Origin of the sequence: Amycolatopsis sp. NPDC051071, from assembly GCF_040682875.1 — a bacterium.
Taxonomy (GTDB): Bacteria; Actinomycetota; Actinomycetes; order Mycobacteriales; family Pseudonocardiaceae; genus Amycolatopsis.
Window position 1 is genome coordinate 1 of sequence record NZ_JBFBBY010000103.1, and the last position, 22693, is coordinate 22693.

Genomic DNA, 22693 nt, shown 5'->3' on the forward strand with positions numbered 1-22693 from the left:
CAACACCCACAAATCGTCAGAGATTTCGTCTGCACGCAGCACCTCCCGAGCATCGCGCACCGACCGCCCAATCTTTAGCAGACACGCTCTAGGCGAGAACGGCGTCCAGTAGCCCCGGGAAGCGCTTGTGGATGTCCTCGGTCCGCAGCTCGACCCAGCGGGTCCGGCCTTCGACGAACGTCGTCGTCAGGCCGGCCTCGCGGAGGACCTTCCAGTGGTGGGAGAGCGTCGGCGCACTGATCTCGACGTCGTACTCGGTGACGGCGCAGCTTCGCGGCGAAGGGTTGCTTCGCAGAGCGCGAATGAGCTCCAGGCGTACGGGATCCGCCAGTGCCTGGAGCACCGGCACGATCTCGATTTCCCCGGTCGCGGGCTGCGGCAGCGTGCTGCTCACTTCGCTCCAACTGTTTGACAGTCATCGAATAGTCCGGCCATCATACCTCTTATGACGATTCGACGATCATCAAATGATCGGCTCGCCTTGGGGGCTCTGCTGGTACTCGCCGTCGGGACTTTCACCGTCGGCACCGACGGGTTCGTCTTGAACGGGCTGCTGCCCACCATCGCCGCCGACCTGCGTGTTTCCGAAGCCGCCGCGGGTCAGCTGACCACGGTCTTCGCGGTGACCTACGCGCTCTCTTCGCCGCTCATCGCGGCTTTCACCGGACGGCTCGACCGGCGCTGGGTACTCGGCGCCGGGATGCTGCTGTTCACGATCGGCATGGCCGGTCAGGCGCTCGGCGAGTCCTTCGCCGTCGTCGCCGTCGCTCGCGTGCTGGCCGCCCTCGGTGCCGCCGCTTTCCAGTCCAACGCTTACGTGCTGGCCGGTGCCCTGTCGTCCGACGAACGACGCGGCCGTGCTTTGGCCACGGTCTCCGCCGGGATGAGCGTGTCGATCGTGCTCGGCGTGCCGATCGGGGTGCTCGCCGGTAACTGGTTCGGCTGGCGCGCGGTGATGTGGGGGATCGGCGCCGTGGCCGTGGTCGTGGCGCTGCTGGTGCCGCTGCTGCCCGCGGTCCGGGTGCCGACGGTGAGCCTGCGCGACCGCCTCGCCGTCGTCGTCCGGCCGCCGATCGCACGCGTGCTGGGCGTGAGCGCCCTCGGCACCGCGGCCGCCTTCGCGGCCTTCGTCTATTTGCCGGTCTTGGTCGCTCCAGTGGCCCCGGGTGCGACGATCTCGTGGCTGCTCATCGGCTTCGGGATCGGGCAAATCGCGGGCAACGCCTTCGCGGGCCGCGCGACCGACTCGCTCGGCTCCGCGCGCGTCCGTTCGATCTCGCTCGCGGGCACGGTGGTGACGCTCGCGCTGGTGGACGTCGCCGTGCTGAGCCTGCCTGGGGCTTTGGTGCTGGCGCTGGCGTCCGGGGTGTTCGGCGGGATGCTGATGGTGCCGCAGCAGCACCGGCTGTTTTCGCTGGCGCCCGACGCGCCGACGGTCGCCTTGGGCCTCAACGGTTCCGCGATCTACGGAGGCGGTGCGCTCGGTGCCGCGCTGGGCGGCATCGTCCTGTCCTCGGCGGGCGTGTGGTGGGTTGGCCCTGTCGCCGCCTTCGTCGCGCTACTCGCCTTCGCGCTTGCGTTCCCTTCGCGCGCTCCGGTGCCCCAGCCCGCCTGACCCTGCTCACCTCGGGGGGAGCAAGGGACCTTTGCTATCACTTTCCAAAAGAGAGTGATAGCAAAGGTCCCTTGCTCTCTTCCCGCAGGTCAGGAGGGCTGTTCTGAGGGGAGCCGGGCCGACCAGCGCTCCTCGATACGGCCGAAACGCCATACAGCGAGCGCGAGGACCCACGTAAGCACGAAGAGCGCGACGACCGCGTAGCCGACGTAGTCCAGGCTCAGCTCGCCGATGGCCGCGAGCGGACCGGTCGTGATGCCGAACCGGTCGGTGACGATCGAGATCACCTCGATCGTCCCGATGATCAGCGCGACCGCGACCGACAAAGCCGTCACGGTGAGGTTGTAGTAAATCTTCCGCACCGGCTTCGCGAAGGCCCAGCCGTACGCGTAGTTCATGAAGCACCCGTCGGCGGTGTCGAACAACGACATTCCCGCGGCGAACAGGATCGGCAGCACCAGGATCGCGTACCAGGGCAGGGAGAACGCGGCCGCGCCACCGGCGAGCACCAGCAGGCTGATCTCCGTGGCGGTGTCGAAGCCGAGGCCGAACAGCACGCCGATCGGATAGATGTGCCAAGGCTTGCGCACCGCCTTCGTGGCGCCCCGGAGCAACCGGTTCATGAAGCCGCGGTTGTCGAGTTGCCGCTCCAGCGCCGTTTCGTCGAACTTGCCTTGCCGCATCCGCCTGAACACCTTCACGATGCCGACCAGCACCACCAGGTTCATGATCCCGATGAGGTACAGGAACACCGCCGAAACGGACGTCCCGATCAGACCGGTCGTTTCGTGCAACGCCGACGAGTCGTCCTCGACGGCGCCGGCGAGCGCACGGACGCCGAGCGAAAGCAGCAGACAGAGGACGAAAACGATCGTCGAATGGCCGAGGGAGAACCAGAAACCCACCGAAAGCGGGCGCTGACCCTCGGCCATCAGCTTGCGGGTGGTGTTGTCGATCGCGGCGATATGGTCCGCGTCGAACGCGTGCCGCATCCCGAGCACGAACGCGGTGACGCCGAGCCCGATCCCGAATACGCCCGTGGCGCCGAGCTCATACTGGCGCGGCGCCACGAAAAGCGTCAGGACTCCCCAGCCAACGACGTTGAGCAGCAGGATGAATCCGGCCATCCCGGCCACGGACGCCCGTTCGCGTCGCGTGAGCGCGAGGCGCCGGGATGAACGGGGCTGTCCGCCGGTGCTCATGACCACCCGACCTCTCAGTCGCGAATACCTGAGAGCCTAAGCAGATGAGCAGGTGATGGGCAATCAGTGATATCTCAGCTCGCGCGCACCCGCAGGGAGTCGAGAGCCTTGCGGACGTGGCCGTCATTGGCGGCCAGCGCCTTCGCCGCGTTCGTGACATCCTCGCCGGACAGCAGGTGGACCAGCGCGACCTTGAGGTCGCCGTCGGCCTCGGTGAGCGCGTCGGAGCAGTCCGCCATGCTCATCCCGGTGGCCTCGCGCAGGATCCTGATGGTCCGTCCGCGTAGCTTCGCGTTGGTCGCGCGCATGCTGACCATCAGGTTTGAATAGGTCCGGCCCAGTCTGATCATCGTCGCCGTGGAGAACGCGGTGAGGATGATCTTCTGCGCCGTCCCCGCCTTCATGCGCGTCGACCCGGCGATCGCCTCGGGGCCGGTGTCCACCGCGATGAGGACGTCGACGCCCGTCGGTGTCACCGCTGCCGGGTTGCCCGAAACGAGGGCCGTACGGGCACCACGACGGCTGGCCGCGGCCAGCGCGCCGAGTACGTAGGGCGTCCGGCCGGAAGCCGTCAGCCCGAGCACGAAGTCGCCAGGAGCGACGGCCTCGGCCACTTCGGCGGCTCCGGCCTTCGCGTCATCCTCGGCGTCTTCGACGGCTTGGCGCAAGGCGCGCGCACCGCCCGCGTGATGCGCGATGAACCAGTCGGAAGGCACGTTGAACGTCGGAACGAGTTCCGCCGCGTCCAACGTCGCCAGCCTGCCGGACGTGCCGGCCCCGAAGTAGTGCACGCGGTGCCCCGACCGCAGCGCTTCCACCGCGAAGTCGACCGCCCTGGCCACCTGCGGCAGCACCGCCGCGACGGCCTCGGGGACCCGGCGGTCCTCGGCGTTGATCGCGCCGAGGATGCCCATGGTCGACATCAGGTCGATGTCGGCCGTCCGTGGATTGCGCTGTTCGGTTGGCGAATCGACGTGCACCACCTGGCGTGGGACGGTCATCATGCGCCTCACTTTTTCGCTCATTTGCCGGTTTCCCGCGGCCGTCGCCTGCCGTCGGGCCGAACGCCCAGCCGGTGCGAACCCACCGCGTCCCTGGTCGCGTCGAGTGCGTTGACCGACGCGTCCATGTGCCGCTGCGCGACACCGATGAACAGGCAGTCGATGACGGTCAGCTGCGCGATGCGACTGGCGGTCGCACCGGAGCGGAACGTCGTTTCTCGCGCGGCCGTGGTCAGTACGTGGTCGGAGACCTCGGTGATCGGCGAACGCGGGAAGTTCGTCACGGCGACGGTGATCGCGCCGTGCTCGCGGGCCACGCGCAGCGCCTCGACGGTGTCCGTGGTCGCGCCCGTGTGGGAGATGCCGATGGCGACGTCTCCCGGGCTCAGCACGGCGGCCGAGGTCAGCATGATGTGCGTGTCGGACCAGGCGAAACTGACCCGGCCGATGCGGTGCAGCTTCTGCTGCAGGTCCGCGGCCACGAACGCGCTCGCGCCCACGCCGTAGACGTCCACGCGGCCGGCGCCTGCCAAGACGTCGATCACACGCTGTAGCGACGGGACGTCGAGCTGGTCGGCGGTCTCCTCCACGGCACGAGCGTCCGCGAAGCTGACCTTGCCGATCACCGCGGCCAGGTCGTCCTCCGGGCCGATCTCGCCGCCGAGGTTCCGGCTCGACCGGGCCTCCGTGCGGGCGGTATCGGCCGCCAAGGCGATCCTGAGCTGCGGATATCCGCCGACGCCGACGGCCTTGCAGAACCGTGTGACCGTCGTTTCGCTGGTGTTCGCCGAGAGTGCGACCTCGGTAATGCTGCGTCGCGCGACCGTGGCGGGGTCGTCCAGGACGACCTTCGCGACGCGCTGTTCGGCCCGGGCGAGCCCGGGCAGCAGTGAGCGGATCCGGACCAGCGGGCTCGCGTCGGCGTCCCGTGTCGGCTGCGCCGGCACGGTCTCGGACGGTGCGACCGCGATTACGGATTCGACATCGCTCACCGTGGGAAAGTTACTAACCGTTGGCATCTGCGACAAGGCTACCCACACCCTTCGGGAAGATCGCAACCTATCCGTGTCTGCGGATTCGATTTGCGATTAATCGTTGACCAGAAAGTCGCTAACCAGGTCGAGGCCGTTAACGAGGTCCAGCTAACGACTTGGCAACTTAGTGTCGCGACGCAAGCGGCGGTGTTCCGGCCAACGGGGCAGTACGGTCAGCACAGCGGAGCGCGTTGGCTACCGAGCGCTCAACTGCCACCCGGACGCACTAAAAGCGGCGGGCTCTTGCTCACCGTCGAGCAGTGAATGGCCGCGTTCAGTGACCTTCACACCATCCAAAAAAATTCCGCGTCCCGCGTAACGGGCATCGGTCGTGTAACGCCAACGGAGGGTAATTTGTGAGCTTTGTAACACTTCGGCGGCGGCCCGCCACCACGCCCGATGCCCATGCCCGCCGAGGCCGGTTTGGTCCCCCGCGGGAGCGCCCGGTCCGCTTACACGCAGAGTAATCGTTTTCCAGCTGACTTCGCCGTCGGTACTTATTTCCAAGAAGAGCGAGTCAGTTGGTCCCTCGGTGTCCACGAAGGTGTCGAAGGAGACCTTCAGCGGGCCGCCACGGGTCCGCAACGCCCGCGTCGTGAGCGTGGCCGTCGAGGCGTCCCCGGTGCCGCTGAACCACGCGTCACGGCCGCGTGCCGGGCGGACGGCCATCGCCTTCGCGAGCGAGCTCGCCCACGTCTCCCTGGCGAGGTTGATCGAGCCCCAGTTCCGCGTCGGGTGCACGCGGTTCGTGAGCAGGATCGCGAACGACCTCGACAGCGGGTCGATCACCAGCGAGGTCCCGGTGAACCCGGTGTGCCCGGCTGTCGAGGGCGCCGACAACGCGCCCATGTACCAGGGCTGGTCGAGTTCGAAGCCGAGTCCGTGTGCGTTGTCGGGGAACTTGTGGTTGTAGTTCGTCAGCATCGACCGCACGGTCTCCGGCCGCAGGATCCGCTGCCCGCGGTAGGTACCGCCGTTGAGGATCGTCTGCGCCAGCACGGCCATGTCGGCGGCCGTGGAGAACACGCCCGCGTGCCCGGCGACGCCACCCAGCGACCACGCGTTCTCGTCGTGCACCTCGCCGCGCACCAGCCCGCGCGGCGGCTTCGCGGCGTACTCGGTGGCCGCGACCCTGGCGAGTTTCGACGTCGGCGGGTTGTACCCGGTGTCCGTCAGGCCCAGCGGGGCCGCGATGCGATCTTGGACCACTTTGTCCAGCGGCGCCCCGGCCTGCTTCTCGACCAGGAAACCGAGTGTCAGCAGGTTGATGTCGGAGTAGAGGTACGTGCTGCCCGGTGGGTTCTTCAGCGGGCTGTCGAGGACGGCTTTGCGGCGCGACGGGATGTCCGGGTAGCCCTCCCACAGCGACGGGAGCGGCGTCGCGGCGAAGCCCGAAACGTGGGTGAGCAGTTGCTGGACGGTGACGGCCTCCTTGCCGTTCACCCCGAACTCCGGCAGGTAGCGCACCACCGGCGCCGAGATGTCCAACTTGCCCGTCTCGGCCAGCTGCATCACCGCGATGGAGGTGAACAGCTTCGAAATCGACGCCATGTCGAAGATCGTGTCGGCGCGCATCGGGACCTGCTGCTCCGGCGGCAGTTCGGTGCCGTTCGCGTCGGCGTAGCGGACGGCACCGCCGACGGCCTGGCGTTCGACGACAACGCCGTCGTGCGCCAGCAGGCCGACTGCCCCGGAGAAGTGCGGATGCCCGGTGGCGTCCGGCTTCGTCCAGCTCTCGATGAACCGCTCGGCCGCCTTGATCGGCGCCGGATCGAGGCCGACGTCGGACGGCGCCCCGTCACGCAGGACCGTGGACGCGGGCGCGAAACCCTCACGCGGCTTGTCGAACCGGCCTGCCGCGCGGTCTCCCTGCTGTTCCGTACCCGGAATCGCCTGTGCTCCCGCCGTCGACAACGTGGTCGCCGCGACCAGGACGGAGACAGCCGCGATCAGGATCTTCCTAACACGCAAGGTCGTTCCCCTCAGCGATAGATGAGATGGCGACGGCGTTTCCGGTCGAACCCGGCCAGTTCCGCCTGCCAGGACCCGACGATCTCGTCGGCTCCGGCGCCCTTGTCGACCATCGTGCGCAGCCTGTCGGAGCCCGAGAGCTTGTCGAGGAAGTTGTCCGGCCGCCACTTGAACTTGTCCGGGTGCACTTGTTTCGCGGTGACGAACATGGTGACCGCGGTGCGGATGGCGTCGAACGCGCGCGGGTCCGTGATGGTCAGCTGGACGCCGCCGCAGGGTTCGTTGACGAACTTGCCGAACGTCGGCACGAAGTACGCCTCGCGGAACTTCACCCCGGGCAGGCGTAGCTCGCCGAGCTTCTCGCGCCAGCGCCAGTCGAGGCCGGGTGCGCCGATGATCTCGAACGGCCTGGTCGTGCCGCGGCCTTCGGAGAACACCGTGCCCTCGAACATCCCGGTGCCGGGATAGACGAGCGCGGTGTCCGGCGTCGGCATGTTCGGACTCGGCGGGATCCAGGTCAGCCCGGTGCGGTCGAACAGCTGATCGCGCCGCCAGTCCCGCACCTCGACGATCTCGAGCTTGCCCGGCGTGACGCCCTCGGCCGGGAGGAACTCGGCGGCGAAGTACCGCGCGAGCTCCCCGACGGTCATGCCGTGCTGCTGCACGATCGGCTTCCGGCCGATCCCGGACGCGAACGCCGGGTTCAGCATCGGCCCGGCGGCCTTGCCGCCCAACGGGTTCGGCCGGTCCAGCACGACCACCGCCGCGCCGGTCTTCGCCGCCGCGACCATCGCCGTGTACAGCGACCAGATGTAGGTGTAGAACCGCGCGCCGACGTCGGCGATGTCGAACACGACGGTGTCCACGCCCGCCTTCGTGAACATCGCGGCGAGCTTCGTGGCGTCGGCGCCGTACGCGTCATACACCGGTACGCCGGTGCGTGGATCCATGTAGTCGCCCTCGGAACCGCCTGCCTGCGCGCTGCCGCGGAAGCCGTGTTCGGGACCGAACGCGGCGAGCGGGCGGACGCCGGCGGCCACCATCGAATCGACGATGTGGTCACCGTTCGCCAGCACGCCTGTCGGGTTCGAGAGCACGCCGAGCTTGCGGCCGGACAGCGGTGCCCAGCCGCGGGCGGCGAGCACGTCCGCTCCGGTCCGGGACAGCAAGGGACCTTTGCTATCACTTTGCGGCTGTGCTCGGGCGACCGAGGACGCGGCCGTCAGCGCCGGGACGGCGAGCGCCCCGGCGGCGAGGAGACCACGGCGGTTGAGACTCACCAGGTCAGCCCATGGCCGAAGGGGTACTTCACCGTGCCGACGTCCTTGCCTGCCGGGACGTCCACCGGCAGCTTGCCCTGCGGCTTCACCTTGCCGAGGATCACCTTCGCCAGCGCCTCGACCGACGGCGTGATGTAGCCGTACGTCGCGAGCCAGGTCTTGACCGGGTTTTCGTATCCGGCGTCGTAAGGAATTTGCGCGGCGACCGCGACCACCGGTTTGCCGGTATCCGCCAGCGCCTGCAACAGCTTGCCCTGCAACGGGAACGTGCCGACGTTGTTGGTCAGCACCACGACAAGGTCGACGTTCTTCGCCGCCGCCACGGCCTGCGCGATCTGCGCGTCGGTGGGGGCCTGGCCGGTCTGCATCGCGGTCGCTTGCGTGCCGTGTGCGGTGAGCTTCGAGGCCAGCGTCGTCGTCGTGCTCACGCCCCAGCCGGTCACGAGCGTCTTCGCGGGCTGCTGCTTGAGCGGCAGGACACCGCCGTCGTTGCGGATCGCGGTGACCGACCGGTCGGCGATACCCTGCGCGGCCGCGAGGTTGGCCGGGGTGCCGACCTTCGAGGCGACCTTGGCCGGGTCGACGAACGGCGAGGTCAGGATGCCCCGGTTCAGCTTGAGCTTGAGGATCCGCAGGACACTCTCGTCGATGCGGCGTTCGGTCAGCTCGCCCTTGTGGACCGCGTCGAGCACGGCATTGATCGCCAGTTCGAGGTTGACCGGCATGAGCAGCTGGTCGATGCCCGCCTTCAACGCGAGCACCGGGATCTCCGCGTCGGAATGCAGTTCGCGGACGCCCTCCATCGACAGCGAGTCGGTGACGACGACGCCGCGGTAGCCGAGTTCGCCACGCAGCTTCCCGGTGATGATCGGCTTCGACAGCGTGGCGGGCTCCCCCGTCGGGTCGAGGCTGGGGAACTCGATATGCGCGCTCATGATCGAGTCGATGCCCGCCTTGATGGCGGCCTTGAACGGCGGCACGTCGGTCTCGCGCCAGCTCGCTTCGCTCCGGTCGATCCTGGGCAGTTCGAGGTGACTGTCCGTGGCCGCGTCACCGTGGCCGGGGAAGTGTTTCGCGGCGGCCGACACGGTCTCGGTGCGGCGGCCCGACTCCTGGAAGCCCTTGACCTGTGCCGAGACGTACTGGCTCGCGAGATCCGGGCGGCCGGAGAAGGAACGGACGCCGATCACCGGGTTCGCCGGGTTGGAGTTGACGTCGGCGTCCGGCGCGAAGTCCTGGTTGATGCCGACGGCACGCAGTTCATGCCCGAGGATCCGGGCGGCTTCCTGCGCGGCCTTGGTGTCGCGGCCTGCCGCGATCGCCATCGCGTTCGGCAGTTCGGTGGCGGGGGAACCCATGCGGGTGACCGTGCCGCCCTCCTGGTCGGTCGCGATCTGCAACGGGATGCGGGCACCGCTGCGGACGGCCGCCCGCTGGAGCCCGTTCGACAGCTTGGCGACCTGCACCGGGTCGTCGAAGTTGTCGCGGCTGTCGTTGTTGAAGTAGATGACGCCGCCCAGGTGATACTTCTCGATCACCTGCGCGGCGGTGTCCACCCCGAAGTCGGCCTTGTTCTTGGCGTTGACCTCGTCGGCGGACTTCCCGTTCACCCACGTGACGAACAGCTGGCCGACCTTTTCCTCCAGGCTCAGGCCGCGCAGCGTCCGCTGTGCCTCCGCGTCCGCCGTCACCGGCTGCGCGGTGGCGGGAACGCCCGCGACAGCGAGGGTGAGCAGACCCGCGAGGGGTATGGCGAGCGCATGGATCCTCCGATGACGGGCGTGCGCGGTTCGGGTCGTCACCTCAAGCCTCCCAGATTCGTGCCTGACTCTCAGGTGGAAAGAAGTCCACCTGGAAGCACTGATATCCGGAAGCTACCCACGAGCACTTTGCTTGTCCATCGGCCGACCGCACGAACGGTCCGTTCATACACAAAGGGACGCGAAGGGGCCTGTCACGCTTGAAAAAGGGCCTGTGACCAGTGCGTGACCGGACCGGTCACGACGGGAAGGGCGGGTATGACACTGGCGGCGCCCGTCGGCCTAAGCCGGCGGGCGCCGCCAGTCAGCGCGAACTACTCGGGCGACCAAGCGTGCAACTCTGGTCGTACCTTCATGGACTCGGCGTCCGGCGTCCCGGTACGCAGTCCCTAGACGACGAGCCTCCCGCGGCGCGCTGCGCGTGGGTACCCGGTGTCCGCGCACGGAGATTCGCCGGGGTGGAACAGGCTTCTCTTCTACCTGTTCCCTGGCCGACCGAACGTCCGCACTTACTTTCTACGCCGTGAGCCGGGTCACTTCAAGTGCGCAGACGGGTGCACCGGTACAGAGGCTCGATCTAGTGACACGGGCACCCTCAGCGACGGACAATTCGCGGCCCTGGCTGCGAAAACCGATTCGGCGCCGCCGTGCGAGTGTGGCTCAGCGAGGGCGTTTGAGCCGGTTGTAGCCGTACCAAGTCGCCCCCGCGGCGACGGCGCCGAGCGCGACAAGGCCAGCCGATTTCGCCGGGATCCGGGTCCGCAGCGACATCGGATGTTCGAAGGCGAGGATCTCCCAGCCCTGTTCGGTCGCGTGCTTGCGCAGGACGCGGTCGGGGTTGACCGCGTGCGGCCTGCCGACGGCCTCGAGGAGCGGGATGTCCGTGCTCGAATCGGTGTACGCGTGGCACTGGGCGAGGTCATAGCCGTACGTGGCAGCGAGTTGCTTCGCGGCGACGGCCTTGTTCGCGCCGTAGCAATAGAATTCAACCTCGCCGGAGTAGCGGCCGTCCACGATCTGCATCCGCGTGGCCACGCTGCGCGTCGCGCCGAGCATTTCGGCGACCGGGGCGACGACCTCTTCGCCGGTGGCCGACAGCACGACGACATCGTGACCGTCCGCGCGATGCGACGAGATCAGCTCGGCGGCTTCGGCGTAGACGAGGGGATCGACGACGTCGTGCAGTGTTTCGCGGACGATCGCGGACACCTGGGCGACGTCCCATCCGGTGCACAGCGCCGAAACCTCGGCCCGCATCCGCTCCGTCTTCGCCGCGTCCGCGCCCGCGAGTGAGAAGACGAGTTGCGCGTACGCGCTGCGAAGCGCGGCTCGGCGGTTGATCAGGCCTTCGCGCAAAAGCGGTTTGCTGAAGGCGAGCGCACTCGACGAGGCGATGATCGTCTTGTCGAGATCGAAGAACGCCGCGACCGGGCTCGGTGTCGTGCTGGGGTGGGCCACCCGCCAAGGATAGGAGAGCCGGACGGCGGCGCGCCCGTTGGTCGACCACGATCGGGAAACGACGGTGGAAAATCCACGACCGCACAGCGGATTCGGCGCGTCGTGCCGTTATCGAATTGTGGGTACCGGCGCCCACCACAACGGGCCGATACCGGAGTTACAGTGAGATTGTCCCGGTGTGAACCGGGGCCAGGTTCAGTCCGACCCCCCGGGGCTGAACCCCAGGCGGCCCCCGTCCCTCCCCCCCTGGCGGGGGCCGCCCTCTAACTTCCCGATCCGCCAATGGTTCAGACCTTATTGGTTGTGGAAAACCCTGGCGGCGTAAGGTCGAAGCGGTCCTTGATGGCCGCTTTTCTTTTGTCACAACGCCTTCTGTCCCGCAACCGTCCTTTGCGATTTCCCGGCGGGAAAGCAGGCGAGTGTGCCAGGAGGGTCCGACAAAACGGTGAGAAACCGGTTTCCGGCGCGGAGTTGTCCACAACACCCCGGTTGTCCACAGGCCGGGTGGAATGGCGTTGTGGGGTAGCCGGGCCCGGGGCGACGGTGGAGTCACAGACCGAGTCCGACCGAACCCTGGGGGAACCATGGCCGAGGAACATCCGCTCGTCGTCGCCGGAGACGACGTCCTGCTCGACGAGATCCTGCGTGTGGCCGCCGCGGCGGGCTGCGAGGTGGAACGTGCGCCCGATCTCGACGCCGCTCGCGGGAGATGGTCCCGCGCGCCGCTCGTGGTGCTCGACGAAGAAGCCGCGCGGGCGCCGAATCGCCTGCTGCGGCGGAACAAGGTCCTCCTCGTCTGCAAGGGCGCGCCGACACCGGTGACGTGGGAGCGCGCCTTCAACACCGGTTCGGAGAAGGTCCTGTCGCTGCCGGACGAGGAGAGTGAACTCATCGGTGCGTTCGCCGACGTCGTCGACGGGCCCGCGCGTGACGACGGCGTCGTCATCGGGGTCATCGGCGGCCGGGGCGGAGCCGGTGCCTCCGTCCTCGCGGCCGCCGTCGCGTTCCGGGCGGAACGCTCGGGTGGCGGCGGACTGCTCGTCGACTGTGATCCGCTCGGCGGCGGCATCGACGTCCTCCTCGCCGCCGAACGGGATCGCGGGCCGCGCTGGCCGGAACTCGACCTCGGTGGCCGGGTGTCCATGACGGCGTTGGGCGAAGCGCTGCCCCGGAAGCAGTGCCCCTCCGGATCACTGTCCTTTGTGTCCTACGGCAGGGAAGGACGCGGTCCCGGCCCGGACGCGATCGAGGCCGTGCTGAGCTCGGGACGGCGTGCGGGCCGGACGGTTGTCTGCGATCTGTCGCGGTGTTTCGGCGCCGAGACCTCCGCCGTCGTCGGACTGGCCGATCTGATCGTGGTCGTCATTCCCGCGGAAGTCCGCGCCTGCGCGGCCGCGAAACAGGTCCTCGCGAGGCTCCAGCCGCAGGCGACGCGGATCGGTGTCGCCGTTCGCGGGCCATCGCCCGCCGGCCTGGCACCGCAGGAGATCGCCGACGCCGTCGGGGTCCCGCTCATCGCGTCGATGGGCCGCGAGCGGTCCCTCTCGATGGCACTCGACCGCGGGGAGTTCGTCCTGAAGCACCGCGGGCAACTGGCCACGGCCGCCGCCGACGTTCTCGCGGCCGCGCGGGGAAATCTGGCCGGTGCCTTGCGATGACCGACGAACTGGTCGAGCGGGTCCGGCGGCGCCTCGCCGGATCGGCCGCCCCGGCCGATCCGGTGAGCGTGGCGCGGGCCGTCCGTGCCGAAGCGGGCGGCGCGCTCGGGCAGGACGCCGTCCTCGACGCGGTCCGGCTCGCCCGCGACGAGTTCGTCGGTGCGGGTCCGCTGACGCGGTTACTCGGAAAACCCGGCACCACTGACGTTTTCGTCACCGCTCCGGACGAGGTCTGGACCGACGCCGGAGAGGGCATCGAGAAGACGGACATCCGGTTCGCGGACGAGGAAGCCGTCCGCAGGCTCGCGCAGCGGCTGGCACTCGCCGCCGGGAGGCGGCTGGACGACGCGCAACCGTTCGCCGACTGCTGGTTGCCGGGAATGGGCCCGCACGGCCGGGTCCGGCTGCACGCGGTCCTTCCGCCGATCGCGCCCGCTGGGACGATTCTTTCGCTCCGGGTGCTTCGGCCCGCGACCCACGACCTCGCGGCACTGCGGCTGCGCGGGGCGTTCGGCGCGAGTGGTGCCGAGCTGCTCGACTCGGTCATCCGGCGACGGCTCGCGTTCCTGGTGTCCGGCGGGACCGGGGCAGGCAAGACGACCTTGCTCTCCGCCCTCCTCGGCGCGGTGTCCCCGGCCGAACGCATCGTCTGCGTCGAGGACGCGGGAGAACTGAGGCCGGATCATCCCCAGTTCGTCAGCCTGCTCACCCGCCCGGCCAACATCGAGGGCGCGGGCGAGATCGGGCTCGGCGAACTGGTGCGGCAGGCGTTGCGCATGCGCCCGGACAGGCTGGTCGTCGGCGAGGTCCGCGGTGCCGAGGTCTGCGCCCTGCTCAACGCGATGAACACCGGGCACGACGGTGGTGCCTGCACCTTGCACGCCAATTCACCGTCGGACGTCCCGGCCCGGATGGAGGCGCTGGCCGCGCTCGGCGGGCTGAAACGGGACGCGCTGCACAGCCAGCTGACGGCGGCGGTGCGGGTGGTCCTGCACATGCGACGGCTGCCGAGCGGGATCCGGCGGCTGGACGAGGTCGGCGTACTGCGGTCACTGCGTGGTGAGGCGAAGGTCGTCCCGGTCTGGAGCAAAGGGCAGTGGATCGGTGACGAGACACCGTTCGAGGAGCTCGCGGCATGAATCCCTGGTTCCTTCTCTCCTGCGGTGCCGGGCTGGCCTGCTGGCCGAGGCCGATCGCGGGTGCCCCGTTCGCCTGGCGTCTTCCCCAGGCCGCCCGCGCCGGGTGGTGGCTGCTGCCCGCGATGCTCGCGTTGCCGGTCCTCGGGTTCGGTGGGGCACTGGCGACGTTGGTCCTCACCCTCACCACGCGACAGGAACACCGGCACCGAACGCGGGCGAAGACCGAGCTCGCCGAAGCCGAACTCACCGCGTCCGTGCTGCGGACGATGGTCGCCGAACTTCGGGCGGGCGCTCATCCGGTGACGGCCGCCGAAGCCACGGCCGAGGCGATGCCCGCGGCGTCCGGACGCCTTCGCGGGCTCATCGCGGCCGCCCGGCTCGGTGGTGCGCCGTCCCCTTCGGACGCGCCACCGGCACTGGTGAACGCGTGGGCCCTCGCGAGCCGGTTCGGGCTGCCGATGGCCGACGTCCTCGACGCCGCCAGGCGGGACGTCGAGGCGGGGATCGGCTTCGGCCGTCGGCTCAAGGCCAAGATGGCCGGTCCGCGGGCGAGTGCCGGCGTGCTCGCCGTCCTCCCGCTGATGTGCGTCCTGCTCGGCGAGGGGATGGGCGCGAGCCCGGTCCGGGTGCTCACCGGGACCGGCGCCGGTCAGCTGTTGCTCGTCGTGGGCAGCGCGCTGATCTGGGGCGGCACCGCCTGGTGCCGGGCACTCACCGGGCGGGTGGCGCCGTGCTGACCGGGGTCGCCCTCATCCTGCTGGGCGGCGCCGTCTTCTTCTGGCCACGTGTCCGGCTGGGCGCGATCTCGCGTCCGGGGTGGCTGCGACGGCGAGCGGCCAAGGACAGGGGTATCTCCGAACTCCTCCGATCGGCGGCCACCCTCGACCTGCTGGCCGCCTGCCTGGACGGCGGGCTGCCGGTACCCGTCGCGCTCGACGCCGTCGCGCCGACCGCTTCACCACCGACAGCGGCGGCACTGCGTTCGGTGGCGTCGCACCTCGCCCTCGGGATCGAGCCCGCCGAAGCCTGGGCGCCGGTCCGGGACCGGCCCGGCCTGACCGAACTGTCCGTCGCCGCCGTGCGGACGGCGAGGGCGGGCACGGCACTCGCCACCCAGGCGAAAGACCTCGCGCGACGGCTGCGCGAGTCGCTCTCCTCCGAAGCCGAGGAACGTGCCGAACGGGCCGGGGTGCTGCTGGCCGCGCCGATCGGCCTCTGCTTCCTCCCCGCGTTCCTCTGCCTCGGCGTCCTGCCCGTCGTGCTCGGCCTCGCCGCCCGGCTCGACGGCGTCCTCTAGCCCCCTCCAACCGAAAGGCGATCCCATGCCCAAGTTCCCCACCTTCCGCGAGGACGACGGGATGGCGACGGTCGAATACGCCATCGCCACCCTCGCCGCCGCCGCGCTGGCCGGTGTCCTCTACCTGATCGTCAACAGCGATGCGGTCGTCGCCGGGCTCACCGCGCTCATCGAGCGGGCCTTGTCGGTGAAGTTCTGATGCGGGACGACCGAGGGTCCGCCACGGTGGAGGCCGCGATCGGCATCAGCGCGCTGACGTTCGTCTCGGCCTTGCTGCTCGCCGGGGCCGGGGTCGCCACCGATCAGCTGCGCTGCACCGACGCCGCCCGCGAGGCGGCCCGGCTCCTCGCCCGAGGGCAGCCCGCCCGTGCCGAACAGGCGGTGCGGGAGATCGCGCCGCGGGGAGCCCGGCTGGACGTCGTCCGTGAAGGTGACGCCATCACCGCCGGTGTCGAGGCCGAACCGGTCGCCGGACTGCTGCCGGGTATCCGGCTGCGCTCCCGCGCCTTCGCGATCGCCGAGCCGGGGAGCGGGCCGTGAGCCCGGACGACCGCGACGACCGCGACCACAACGGCGACAGTGGCGACCACCGCGACCGTGGCGACTGCGACCGCGGCGACTACCGCGACCGTGGCGACTGCGACCACAGCGACCACAGCGACCACAGCGACCACAGCGGCGACCACCGCGACCGTGGCGACCGTGGCGACCGCGACCACCGCGGCGACAGCGGCGTCGCGACCGTGTGGACCGCCTCGATGGTCGCCGTCCTGGTCTGTGCGGCGGCGTTCACCTACTGGATCGGCGCCGCCCTCACGACCAGGCACCACACCGAGGCCGCCGCCGACCTGGCGGCGCTCGCCGCGGCCGCGCACGCGACGGATGGTCCCGGCGCGGCCTGCGAACGGGCACGGCAGGTCGCCGTCCGGATGTCGGTCTCGCTGCTGACCTGCCGGTGGGAACGAGGCGATGTCCTGGTCGAGGTGCGGTCGGCGGTGCCGGGGCACCTGGCGGCCTTCGGGCCGCCGGAAGCGCATGCCAGGGCGGGACCGGTCGACCGGCCACCCTGACGAACGTCACACGGCGAGCGGTCGTCCGGTGGTAATCCGCCGGTAGTACGGGCGAGTAACCGCTCGGCGCGAGCAGCGGTCGTTGACGCGCGGCAAGCGGTCGAATGCATGATCAGCGCTCCGCCGAACGGCTGCACGCCGCCGGTCGCGAGCGGGTCGGCCAGGACTGAATCCCCTGGTCGGCTGCGACGAACGGCATCGCACTGGTCGTCCACGCCCGTTCATCGGACGTTCAGTGTTCAGTCCGTCCGGTCGCACTACCGCGCGTTCATCGCTAAGTAACGGCCGGTTGTCGCGTGAGGTCTTCTCCCGATGTGCAACTTGCCGTTTATTGAGATGTACGCCACTTCGACAGGTTCGCCGGGGCGGCGCGGCACTGACAGACACAGGACAGAGTTGACCTGAGGCAGGGGCAGTAATGTTGGACGCGAATTGGCCGGACAGCTGGCGTGGCGCCTTCCGCATCGAAATGCGGGCGGAGGCGATCGGTCTCGCTTGGCGTGGCTGGCCGGTGCTCCCCGGTGCGGAGCCCGCCGCGATCACCGCGGAAGGTGACGACCTCACCTGGCGGCGTCCCGTCCCGGCACAGGACAACTGGCGTGAACTGATCGAGACCCACCCTCACGAGGTCGCCACCTGGTTCGGGGACGACACGCACAGCCTGCTCGTGGCCACCGGCACCGTGCTGGACGCCATCGAGGTCGACGACGAGCTCGGCAAGGCGGCCGCCCGTCTGCTGCGCGCCACCGGTCACCCGGCCCCGATCGTCGCGATGCCGAACGGCCGCTGGCTGTTCCTCACCACCGTCGCCGCGAGCATCCCGCGGGAGCTGGCCGACCAGGCCTCGGTCCAGTGGCACGGCGCCAACGGCTACATCCCGCTGCCCCCGTCGCCGTTCCAGCACGGTGTCGTGCACTGGCGGGTCAAGCCCGAGGTCTGGGGCTGGCAGCTGCCCGAGGCCGCCGACGTGCACGACGTGCTCGTTCGTGCGCTGGCCGGTGACAAGGCCGCCATTCCCGCGGCGACCCTGACCACCGCCGCCTGATCAACCCACAACTTCACGTCACAGGAATTCAGACCGACAAGTGGCCTGACTGGGACCCGTGCTGACGCAACGCTCCGAGCACGGTATCCAGAACGGCCACGGCCCCCGCCTTGTCCAGCGGATCGTTGCCGTTCCCGCATTTCGGCGACTGGACGCAGGACGGGCAGCCGGCCGGGCACTCGCAGGAAACGATCGCCTCCCGCGTTGCGGCCAGCCAAGGGACAATGGCGGCAAACCCGCGATCGGCGAATCCCGCACCCCCGGGATGGCCATCGTGCACGAACACCGTCGCCTCCCCGGTGTCCTCGTGCCACGCGGTAGACACCCCGCCAATGTCCCAGCGGTCGCAAGTAGCGAACAGCGGTAGCAGGCCGATCGCCGCGTGCTCGGCGGCATGCAGGGCACCGGGGACGCGCGCCGGATCCAATTCGGCGCCCGTCCCCGGTGCCTCGCCAAGTTCCCCGGTCCCCACCCTGGAGCCTCCGGTCCCCACCGGCTCCAGAACTTCGGTCCCCACCCGATGGCCCCCGGTCCCCGCCACGCCATCGGAAACACCGGACGGCCCGAGCAGTTCTGCCGAGATCGTGTACCAGACGGCGCGGGTGTGCAGGCTCTGCTCCGGCAGGTCCAGTGGAGTCTGATCCAGCACCTCGCCCGACGGACGTCTTCGCAAGTAGCCGACTACTTGCGAACTCACCGACACCTCGCCGAGGTTCACCGTGACTCCGCCGTGCACCCGGGTCTCCACGGTGCGCAGGACACTGATGTCGACGATTTCCCGCGGCGACGTCGTCCAGTCCGGATCCTCCGCGTGCACCAGGGCGAGGCCGGTGTCCAGATCCAGTTCGTCGACCACGTAGGACGAACCCTGGTGCAGGTACACCGCACCGGGATGCACCGCGTAGCAGGCGGAACCGGGATCGACCGTGCCGAGCATCCGCCCGGAATCGGCCTCCACCACGGCGATCTGCTCGCCACCGGAACCGCGGATGCCGACATCGGCGTGCGGCCGGTCGCGCGAGGTCCAGTACCAGCCGCTCGTGCGGCGGCGGATGATCCGCTCCTTGACCAGATCGGCGAGCACCGCGCGCGCCGCGTCACCGCCGAAGGCCGCGACCTCCGGTTCGGTCAGCGGGAGTTCGGCGATGGCGCAGGCCAGTTGTGGTGCCAGCACATACGGGTTCGACGGGTCGAGGACCGCGGCCTCCACCGGACGATCCAGGAGCGCGGCCGGATGATGGACGAGATAGGTGTCCAGCGGGTCGTCGCGGGCCACGAACACGACCAGCGCCGCGTCCCCCGCTCGCCCGGCTCGCCCGGCCTGCTGCCAGAACGAAGCGAGCGTGCCCGGATACCCGGCCAGCACCACCGCGTCCAGTCCCGCGATGTCGACGCCGAGTTCGAGCGCGTTCGTCGTCGCCACGCCGAGCAGCCGCCCGGACAGCAAAGCCGCTTCGAGTGCGCGCCGTTCCTCGGGGAGATATCCCGACCGGTACGCGGCAACGGATTTCGCCAGCTTGCTGTCCACTTCGGACAAGATCCGCCGCGCGCCGAGCGCGGTCAGTTCCGCTCCTCGCCGCGACCGGACGAACGCCAGCGAGCGGGCGCCCTCGATGACCAGTTCGGCCAGGATCCGCGCGGCCTCGGCGCCTGCCGAGCGCCGCACCGGCGCCCCGTTCTCACCCGAAAGTTCGGAGAGCAGGGGAGGTTCCCACAACGCGACCGTGCGTGCGCCACGCGGTGAGCCGTCTTCGGTGACCGGGACGCAGTCCTGTCCGGACAGTTTCGCCGCGAACGCCGCCGGGTCGGCGGTCGTCGCCGACGCGAGGATGAAGACCGGCGAAGCGCCGTAGTACGCGGCGACGCGCCGCAGCCTGCGGAGCAACAGCGCCACATGGGAGCCGAACACACCCCGGTAGCTGTGGCATTCGTCGACGACGACGAACGCGAGCCGCCGGAAGAACCGGGACCAGCGCGAGTGCGACGACAGGATCCCGCGATGCAGCATGTCCGGGTTGGTGAACACCCAGTTCGCGTGGGCGCGGACCCAGTCCCGCTCCTCCATCGGGGTGTCGCCGTCGAACGACGCCGCGCGCACCTTCTTGATGTCCAAAGAGGACACGGCGCGTAACTGGTCCGCGCCCAGTGCCTTGGTCGGAGACAGGTACAGCGCGGACGCCCGCTCGTCCTCGGTCAGTGCCGACAGCACCGGCAACTGGTACGCGAGCGACTTGCCGGACGCGGTTCCGGTGGAGATGACGACGTGCTCGCCTCCCCGCACCAGCGACGCGGCTTCGGCCTGATGCCGCCACGGCGCCGTCACCCCGTTCGACGTCAGCGCCTCGACGACCGGAGCCGGCACCCACCCAGGCCAGTCCACGGAATCCGCCGAGCGAGCGGGCAGTTCGGCCACATGGGTGACCGGGTACAGCGAAGCCGGGATTCCCGCCGTCGCGCGGTCGAGAAGCCGTCTGCCCTTGCCGGATTCCGGCGTGCCGTCCACCTTCCGAGCTTCGCACAGGCCTCCGACAGAAAACGGCCGCCCGCGTACGGGGCGGGTGCAGGGAGAGGCCATGAATGATCGATACAGTGATCAGGCTCACAAGGTAACGGAACGTGCGGTGGCGGGGACGCCTTGCCGCCCTCCATCCCACTACCAATACACTCCCGCAATCCACACCGTCTGTGGCGAGCGTCATGTGAGACGTGCCTTGCAGTGCGACTAGCGTGACGTTCGGTTCAGATCCCCATGCCAACGTCGACACGCCGGCTCCATCGGCGGATCGTCGTTGGCCAACGGCGACGTCTCCAGGAGGACGAATGTCCCGGCAGTTCCTCGCGGAGAGCGAAATCACGCTCTCCGGAGGTGGTTACACCATCGTCGGTGTAATCGCCGTGGTCGCCCTTGCCGCACTGGTCATCGGCTACGTTCTGCTCAAGGAGGTGCTGGCCGCCGGCCAAGGCACCGCCAAGATGCAGGACATCGCGAAGGCAGTGCAGGAAGGTGCGGCTGCCTATCTGAAACGGCAGCGCAACACCCTCGTTATTTTCGGGGGAATCGTGTTCTTGCTGCTCTTCGCTTTGCCGGCCGATGACTGGAACGAGAAGATCGGCCGGTCGATTTTCTTCCTGGTCGGCGCCGGATTCTCCTTCGCGATCGGCTATCTCGGCATGTGGCTGGCGACGCAGGCGAACCTGCGTGTCGCGTCCGCGTCGCGTGAGCCCGGCGGTCGCGAAAAGGCGATGCGCCTGGCCTTCCGCACCGGTGGCGTGGTCGGCATGATCACCGTCGGTCTCGGCCTCTTCGGCGCCGCCGTGGTCGTCCTCGTCTACACCGGACAGGCCCCGAAGGTGTTGGAGGGCTTCGGTTTCGGTGCCGCGCTGATCGCGATGTTCATGCGTGTCGGCGGCGGTATCTTCACGAAGGCCGCCGACGTCGGCGCGGACCTGGTCGGCAAGGTCGAGCAGGGCATCCCCGAGGACGACCCGCGCAACGCGGCCACCATCGCCGACAACGTCGGTGACAACGTGGGCGACTGCGCCGGGATGGCGGCCGACCTCTTCGAGTCGTACGCGGTCATGCTCGTGGCGGCACTGATCCTGGGTAGCACCGCCTTCGGCGTGCACGGCCTGATCTTCCCGCTCATCGTTCCCGCCATCGGCGTGATCACCGCGGTCATCGGTGTCTACATCACCAAGGCCAAGGCCGGTGAAGGCGGTCTGGTCACGATCAACCGCTCGTTCTACATCTCCGCGGCGATTTCCGCGGTGCTCTCGACGATCGCGGCGTTCGTCTACCTGCCCGGTTCGTTCTCCGAGCTGACCAGCGGCGCCACGAGCGAGCCCGGCAGCCCGGCGCTGATCGCCACGATCTCGGTGATCATCGGCATCGTGCTCGCCGCGATCATCCTCAAGATCACCGGCTACTACACCGGCACCGAGCACAAGCCGGTCAAGGAGGTCGGCAAGTCGTCGGAAACCGGTGCGGCGACGGTGATCCTGGCCGGTATCTCGGTCGGGTTCGAGTCCGCCGTGTACACCGCTCTCGTCATCAGCGCGGCCGTCTTCGGCGCGTACCTGCTCGGTGGCGGCGTCGCGCTGTTCGCCGTGGCGCTGGCCGGTACCGGTCTGCTCACCACCGTCGGTGTCATCGTCGCGATGGACACCTTCGGCCCCATTTCGGACAACGCGCAGGGCATCGCCGAGATGTCGGGTGACGTCGACGAAGACGCGGCGCGGATCCTCACCGAACTCGACGCGGTCGGCAACACCACGAAGGCCATCACCAAGGGGATCGCGATCGCCACGGCGGTCCTCGCGGCGACGGCGCTGTTCGGGTCCTATCAGGACGCGATCAGCAAGGCGCTGAAGTCGATTCCGGAGGCGGCGCAGGCGAGCACGAGTGCGCTGAACTTCTTCGTGAACACGGTCGTCAGCCCGAACACCCTCGTCGGCATCATCGTCGGCGCGGCGGTCGTGTTCCTGTTCTCCGGTCTCGCGGTCAACGCGGTGTCCCGTGCCGCCGGCGCGGTCGTCTACGAAGTGCGCCGCCAGTTCCGCGACATCCCCGGGATCATGGAGGGCACCACGCGGCCCGAGTACGGCCGTGTCGTCGACATCGTCACCCGTGACTCGCTGCGTGAGCTGACCACACCCGGCCTGCTCGCGGTGTTCGCCCCGATCGCGGTCGGCTTCGGTCTCGGCACCGGCGCGCTCGCCGGCTACCTTGCCGGTGCGATCGCGTCCGGCACCCTGATGGCGATCTTCCTCGCCAACTCCGGTGGTGCCTGGGACAACGCGAAGAAGCTTGTGGAGGACGGAAGTCACGGCGGCAAGGGTTCGGACGCGCACGAGGCCACCATCATCGGTGACACCGTTGGCGACCCGTTCAAGGACACCGCCGGCCCGGCGATCAACCCGCTGATCAAGGTGATGAACCTGGTGTCGGTGCTGATCGCCCCGGCGATCGTGCAGTTCTCGATCGGCGCGGACGCCAACGTCGGCATCCGGATCGGGATCTCGCTCGTCGCCGTCGCGATCATCGTGGCAGCGATCGTCGTCTCCAAGCGCCGCGAGTCGGTTCTCTCCGATACTCCGGCGGACGCGAAGGCGTAACACCGAAAGTTCCCGTCCGCCGGGCCCGTCACGTTTTCCGTGGCGGGC

Annotated in this window: 19 protein-coding genes; 10 read left to right on the plus strand and 9 right to left on the minus strand. The window is 69.2% G+C overall.

The window, feature by feature from the left end; translation table 11 throughout:
- Positions 1 to 88 precede the first annotated feature (88 nt).
- Positions 89 to 394 (minus strand): metalloregulator ArsR/SmtB family transcription factor, encoded by a 306-nt coding sequence (locus AB0M65_RS27790; protein WP_364033603.1) that lies wholly within the window; start codon positions 392 to 394, stop codon positions 89 to 91.
- Positions 395 to 445: 51 nt separating this feature from the next.
- Here AB0M65_RS27790 and AB0M65_RS27795 point away from each other — a divergent pair, with 51 nt between their 5' ends.
- Complete coding sequence (locus AB0M65_RS27795) at positions 446 to 1615, plus strand: MFS transporter (protein WP_364033606.1); 1170 nt, start codon at positions 446 to 448, stop codon at positions 1613 to 1615.
- 89 nt (positions 1616 to 1704) lie between these two features.
- On the opposite strand, the gene AB0M65_RS27800 is transcribed toward AB0M65_RS27795, so the two are convergent.
- The 7 genes from AB0M65_RS27800 to AB0M65_RS27830 all read right to left on the minus strand — a co-directional run bounded on the left by AB0M65_RS27800 (position 1705) and on the right by AB0M65_RS27830 (position 11321).
- The gene (locus AB0M65_RS27800) at positions 1705 to 2817 is read right to left on the minus strand and encodes a HoxN/HupN/NixA family nickel/cobalt transporter (protein WP_364033609.1); all 1113 of its coding nucleotides are present in this window, start codon (positions 2815 to 2817) and stop codon (positions 1705 to 1707) included.
- Positions 2818 to 2891: 74 nt separating this feature from the next.
- The gene (locus AB0M65_RS27805; RefSeq protein WP_364033612.1) at positions 2892 to 3821 is read right to left on the minus strand and encodes an N-acetylmuramic acid 6-phosphate etherase; all 930 of its coding nucleotides are present in this window, start codon (positions 3819 to 3821) and stop codon (positions 2892 to 2894) included.
- Between the two features lie 17 nt (positions 3822 to 3838).
- On the minus strand, positions 3839 to 4810 hold the full coding sequence (locus AB0M65_RS27810) for a MurR/RpiR family transcriptional regulator (RefSeq protein ID WP_364033615.1): 972 nt from the start codon (positions 4808 to 4810) through the stop codon (positions 3839 to 3841).
- A 237-nt stretch (positions 4811 to 5047) separates the two neighbouring features.
- Positions 5048 to 6823, minus strand: a complete 1776-nt coding sequence (locus AB0M65_RS27815; protein ID WP_364033618.1) for a serine hydrolase — start codon at positions 6821 to 6823, stop codon at positions 5048 to 5050.
- Positions 6824 to 6834: 11 nt separating this feature from the next.
- The gene (locus tag AB0M65_RS27820; RefSeq protein ID WP_364033621.1) at positions 6835 to 8103 is read right to left on the minus strand and encodes a DUF1343 domain-containing protein; all 1269 of its coding nucleotides are present in this window, start codon (positions 8101 to 8103) and stop codon (positions 6835 to 6837) included.
- Entirely contained in the window at positions 8100 to 9905 is a 1806-nt protein-coding gene (locus AB0M65_RS27825; RefSeq protein ID WP_364033624.1) for a glycoside hydrolase family 3 N-terminal domain-containing protein, read from the minus strand. Before AB0M65_RS27825 ends, AB0M65_RS27820 begins: the two co-directional genes overlap by 4 nt.
- 618 nt (positions 9906 to 10523) lie before the next feature.
- A complete protein-coding gene (locus tag AB0M65_RS27830; protein WP_364033628.1) occupies positions 10524 to 11321 on the minus strand; it encodes an HAD family hydrolase in 798 nt (265 codons plus the stop codon).
- A gap of 584 nt (positions 11322 to 11905) precedes the next feature.
- Here AB0M65_RS27830 and ssd point away from each other — a divergent pair.
- From ssd to AB0M65_RS27870, 8 genes are all read left to right on the plus strand, one after another.
- Complete coding sequence (gene ssd, locus AB0M65_RS27835) at positions 11906 to 12979, plus strand: septum site-determining protein Ssd (protein ID WP_364033631.1); 1074 nt, start codon at positions 11906 to 11908, stop codon at positions 12977 to 12979.
- Positions 12976 to 14118, plus strand: coding sequence for a TadA family conjugal transfer-associated ATPase (locus AB0M65_RS27840; RefSeq protein WP_364033634.1), 1143 nt, complete (start codon positions 12976 to 12978; stop codon positions 14116 to 14118). The genes ssd and AB0M65_RS27840 overlap by 4 nt, the downstream gene beginning before the upstream one ends.
- Complete coding sequence (locus tag AB0M65_RS27845; RefSeq protein ID WP_364033637.1) at positions 14115 to 14855, plus strand: type II secretion system F family protein; 741 nt, start codon at positions 14115 to 14117, stop codon at positions 14853 to 14855. Before AB0M65_RS27840 ends, AB0M65_RS27845 begins: the two co-directional genes overlap by 4 nt.
- The gene (locus AB0M65_RS27850; protein WP_364033640.1) at positions 14849 to 15415 is read left to right on the plus strand and encodes a type II secretion system F family protein; all 567 of its coding nucleotides are present in this window, start codon (positions 14849 to 14851) and stop codon (positions 15413 to 15415) included. Before AB0M65_RS27845 ends, AB0M65_RS27850 begins: the two co-directional genes overlap by 7 nt.
- A gap of 25 nt (positions 15416 to 15440) precedes the next feature.
- Entirely contained in the window at positions 15441 to 15614 is a 174-nt protein-coding gene (locus AB0M65_RS27855) for a DUF4244 domain-containing protein (protein ID WP_364033643.1), read from the plus strand.
- On the plus strand, positions 15614 to 15955 hold the full coding sequence (locus AB0M65_RS27860) for a TadE family type IV pilus minor pilin (RefSeq protein ID WP_364033646.1): 342 nt from the start codon (positions 15614 to 15616) through the stop codon (positions 15953 to 15955). The genes AB0M65_RS27855 and AB0M65_RS27860 overlap by 1 nt, the downstream gene beginning before the upstream one ends.
- Positions 15952 to 16485, plus strand: coding sequence for an Rv3654c family TadE-like protein (locus tag AB0M65_RS27865; RefSeq protein WP_364033649.1), 534 nt, complete (start codon positions 15952 to 15954; stop codon positions 16483 to 16485). The genes AB0M65_RS27860 and AB0M65_RS27865 overlap by 4 nt, the downstream gene beginning before the upstream one ends.
- Before the next feature lie 418 nt (positions 16486 to 16903).
- Positions 16904 to 17530, plus strand: coding sequence for a bifunctional DNA primase/polymerase (locus tag AB0M65_RS27870; RefSeq protein WP_364033652.1), 627 nt, complete (start codon positions 16904 to 16906; stop codon positions 17528 to 17530).
- 28 nt (positions 17531 to 17558) lie between these two features.
- On the opposite strand, the gene AB0M65_RS27875 is transcribed toward AB0M65_RS27870, so the two are convergent.
- Complete coding sequence (locus AB0M65_RS27875; protein ID WP_364033655.1) at positions 17559 to 20033, minus strand: DEAD/DEAH box helicase; 2475 nt, start codon at positions 20031 to 20033, stop codon at positions 17559 to 17561.
- Positions 20034 to 20350: 317 nt separating this feature from the next.
- On the opposite strand from AB0M65_RS27875, the gene AB0M65_RS27880 reads away from it, so the two are divergent.
- On the plus strand, positions 20351 to 22645 hold the full coding sequence (locus tag AB0M65_RS27880; protein ID WP_364033658.1) for a sodium-translocating pyrophosphatase: 2295 nt from the start codon (positions 20351 to 20353) through the stop codon (positions 22643 to 22645).
- The last annotated feature ends 48 nt before the right edge of the window (positions 22646 to 22693 follow it).

Bases quoted from the DNA above. Each gene is read 5' to 3' on its own strand.
- AB0M65_RS27795 (WP_364033606.1), top strand. From the start codon at position 446: ATGACGATTCGACGATCATCAAATGATCGGCTCGCCTTGGGGGCTCTG.
- AB0M65_RS27800 (WP_364033609.1), bottom strand. From the start codon at position 2,817: ATGAGCACCGGCGGACAGCCCCGTTCATCCCGGCGCCTCGCGCTCACG.
- AB0M65_RS27805 (WP_364033612.1), bottom strand. From the start codon at position 3,821: ATGATGACCGTCCCACGCCAGGTGGTGCACGTCGATTCGCCAACCGAA.
- ssd (WP_364033631.1), top strand. From the start codon at position 11,906: ATGGCCGAGGAACATCCGCTCGTCGTCGCCGGAGACGACGTCCTGCTC.
- AB0M65_RS27840 (WP_364033634.1), top strand. From the start codon at position 12,976: ATGACCGACGAACTGGTCGAGCGGGTCCGGCGGCGCCTCGCCGGATCG.
- AB0M65_RS27845 (WP_364033637.1), top strand. From the start codon at position 14,115: ATGAATCCCTGGTTCCTTCTCTCCTGCGGTGCCGGGCTGGCCTGCTGG.
- AB0M65_RS27855 (WP_364033643.1), top strand. From the start codon at position 15,441: ATGCCCAAGTTCCCCACCTTCCGCGAGGACGACGGGATGGCGACGGTC.
- AB0M65_RS27860 (WP_364033646.1), top strand. From the start codon at position 15,614: ATGCGGGACGACCGAGGGTCCGCCACGGTGGAGGCCGCGATCGGCATC.
- AB0M65_RS27870 (WP_364033652.1), top strand. From the start codon at position 16,904: ATGTTGGACGCGAATTGGCCGGACAGCTGGCGTGGCGCCTTCCGCATC.
- AB0M65_RS27880 (WP_364033658.1), top strand. From the start codon at position 20,351: ATGTCCCGGCAGTTCCTCGCGGAGAGCGAAATCACGCTCTCCGGAGGT.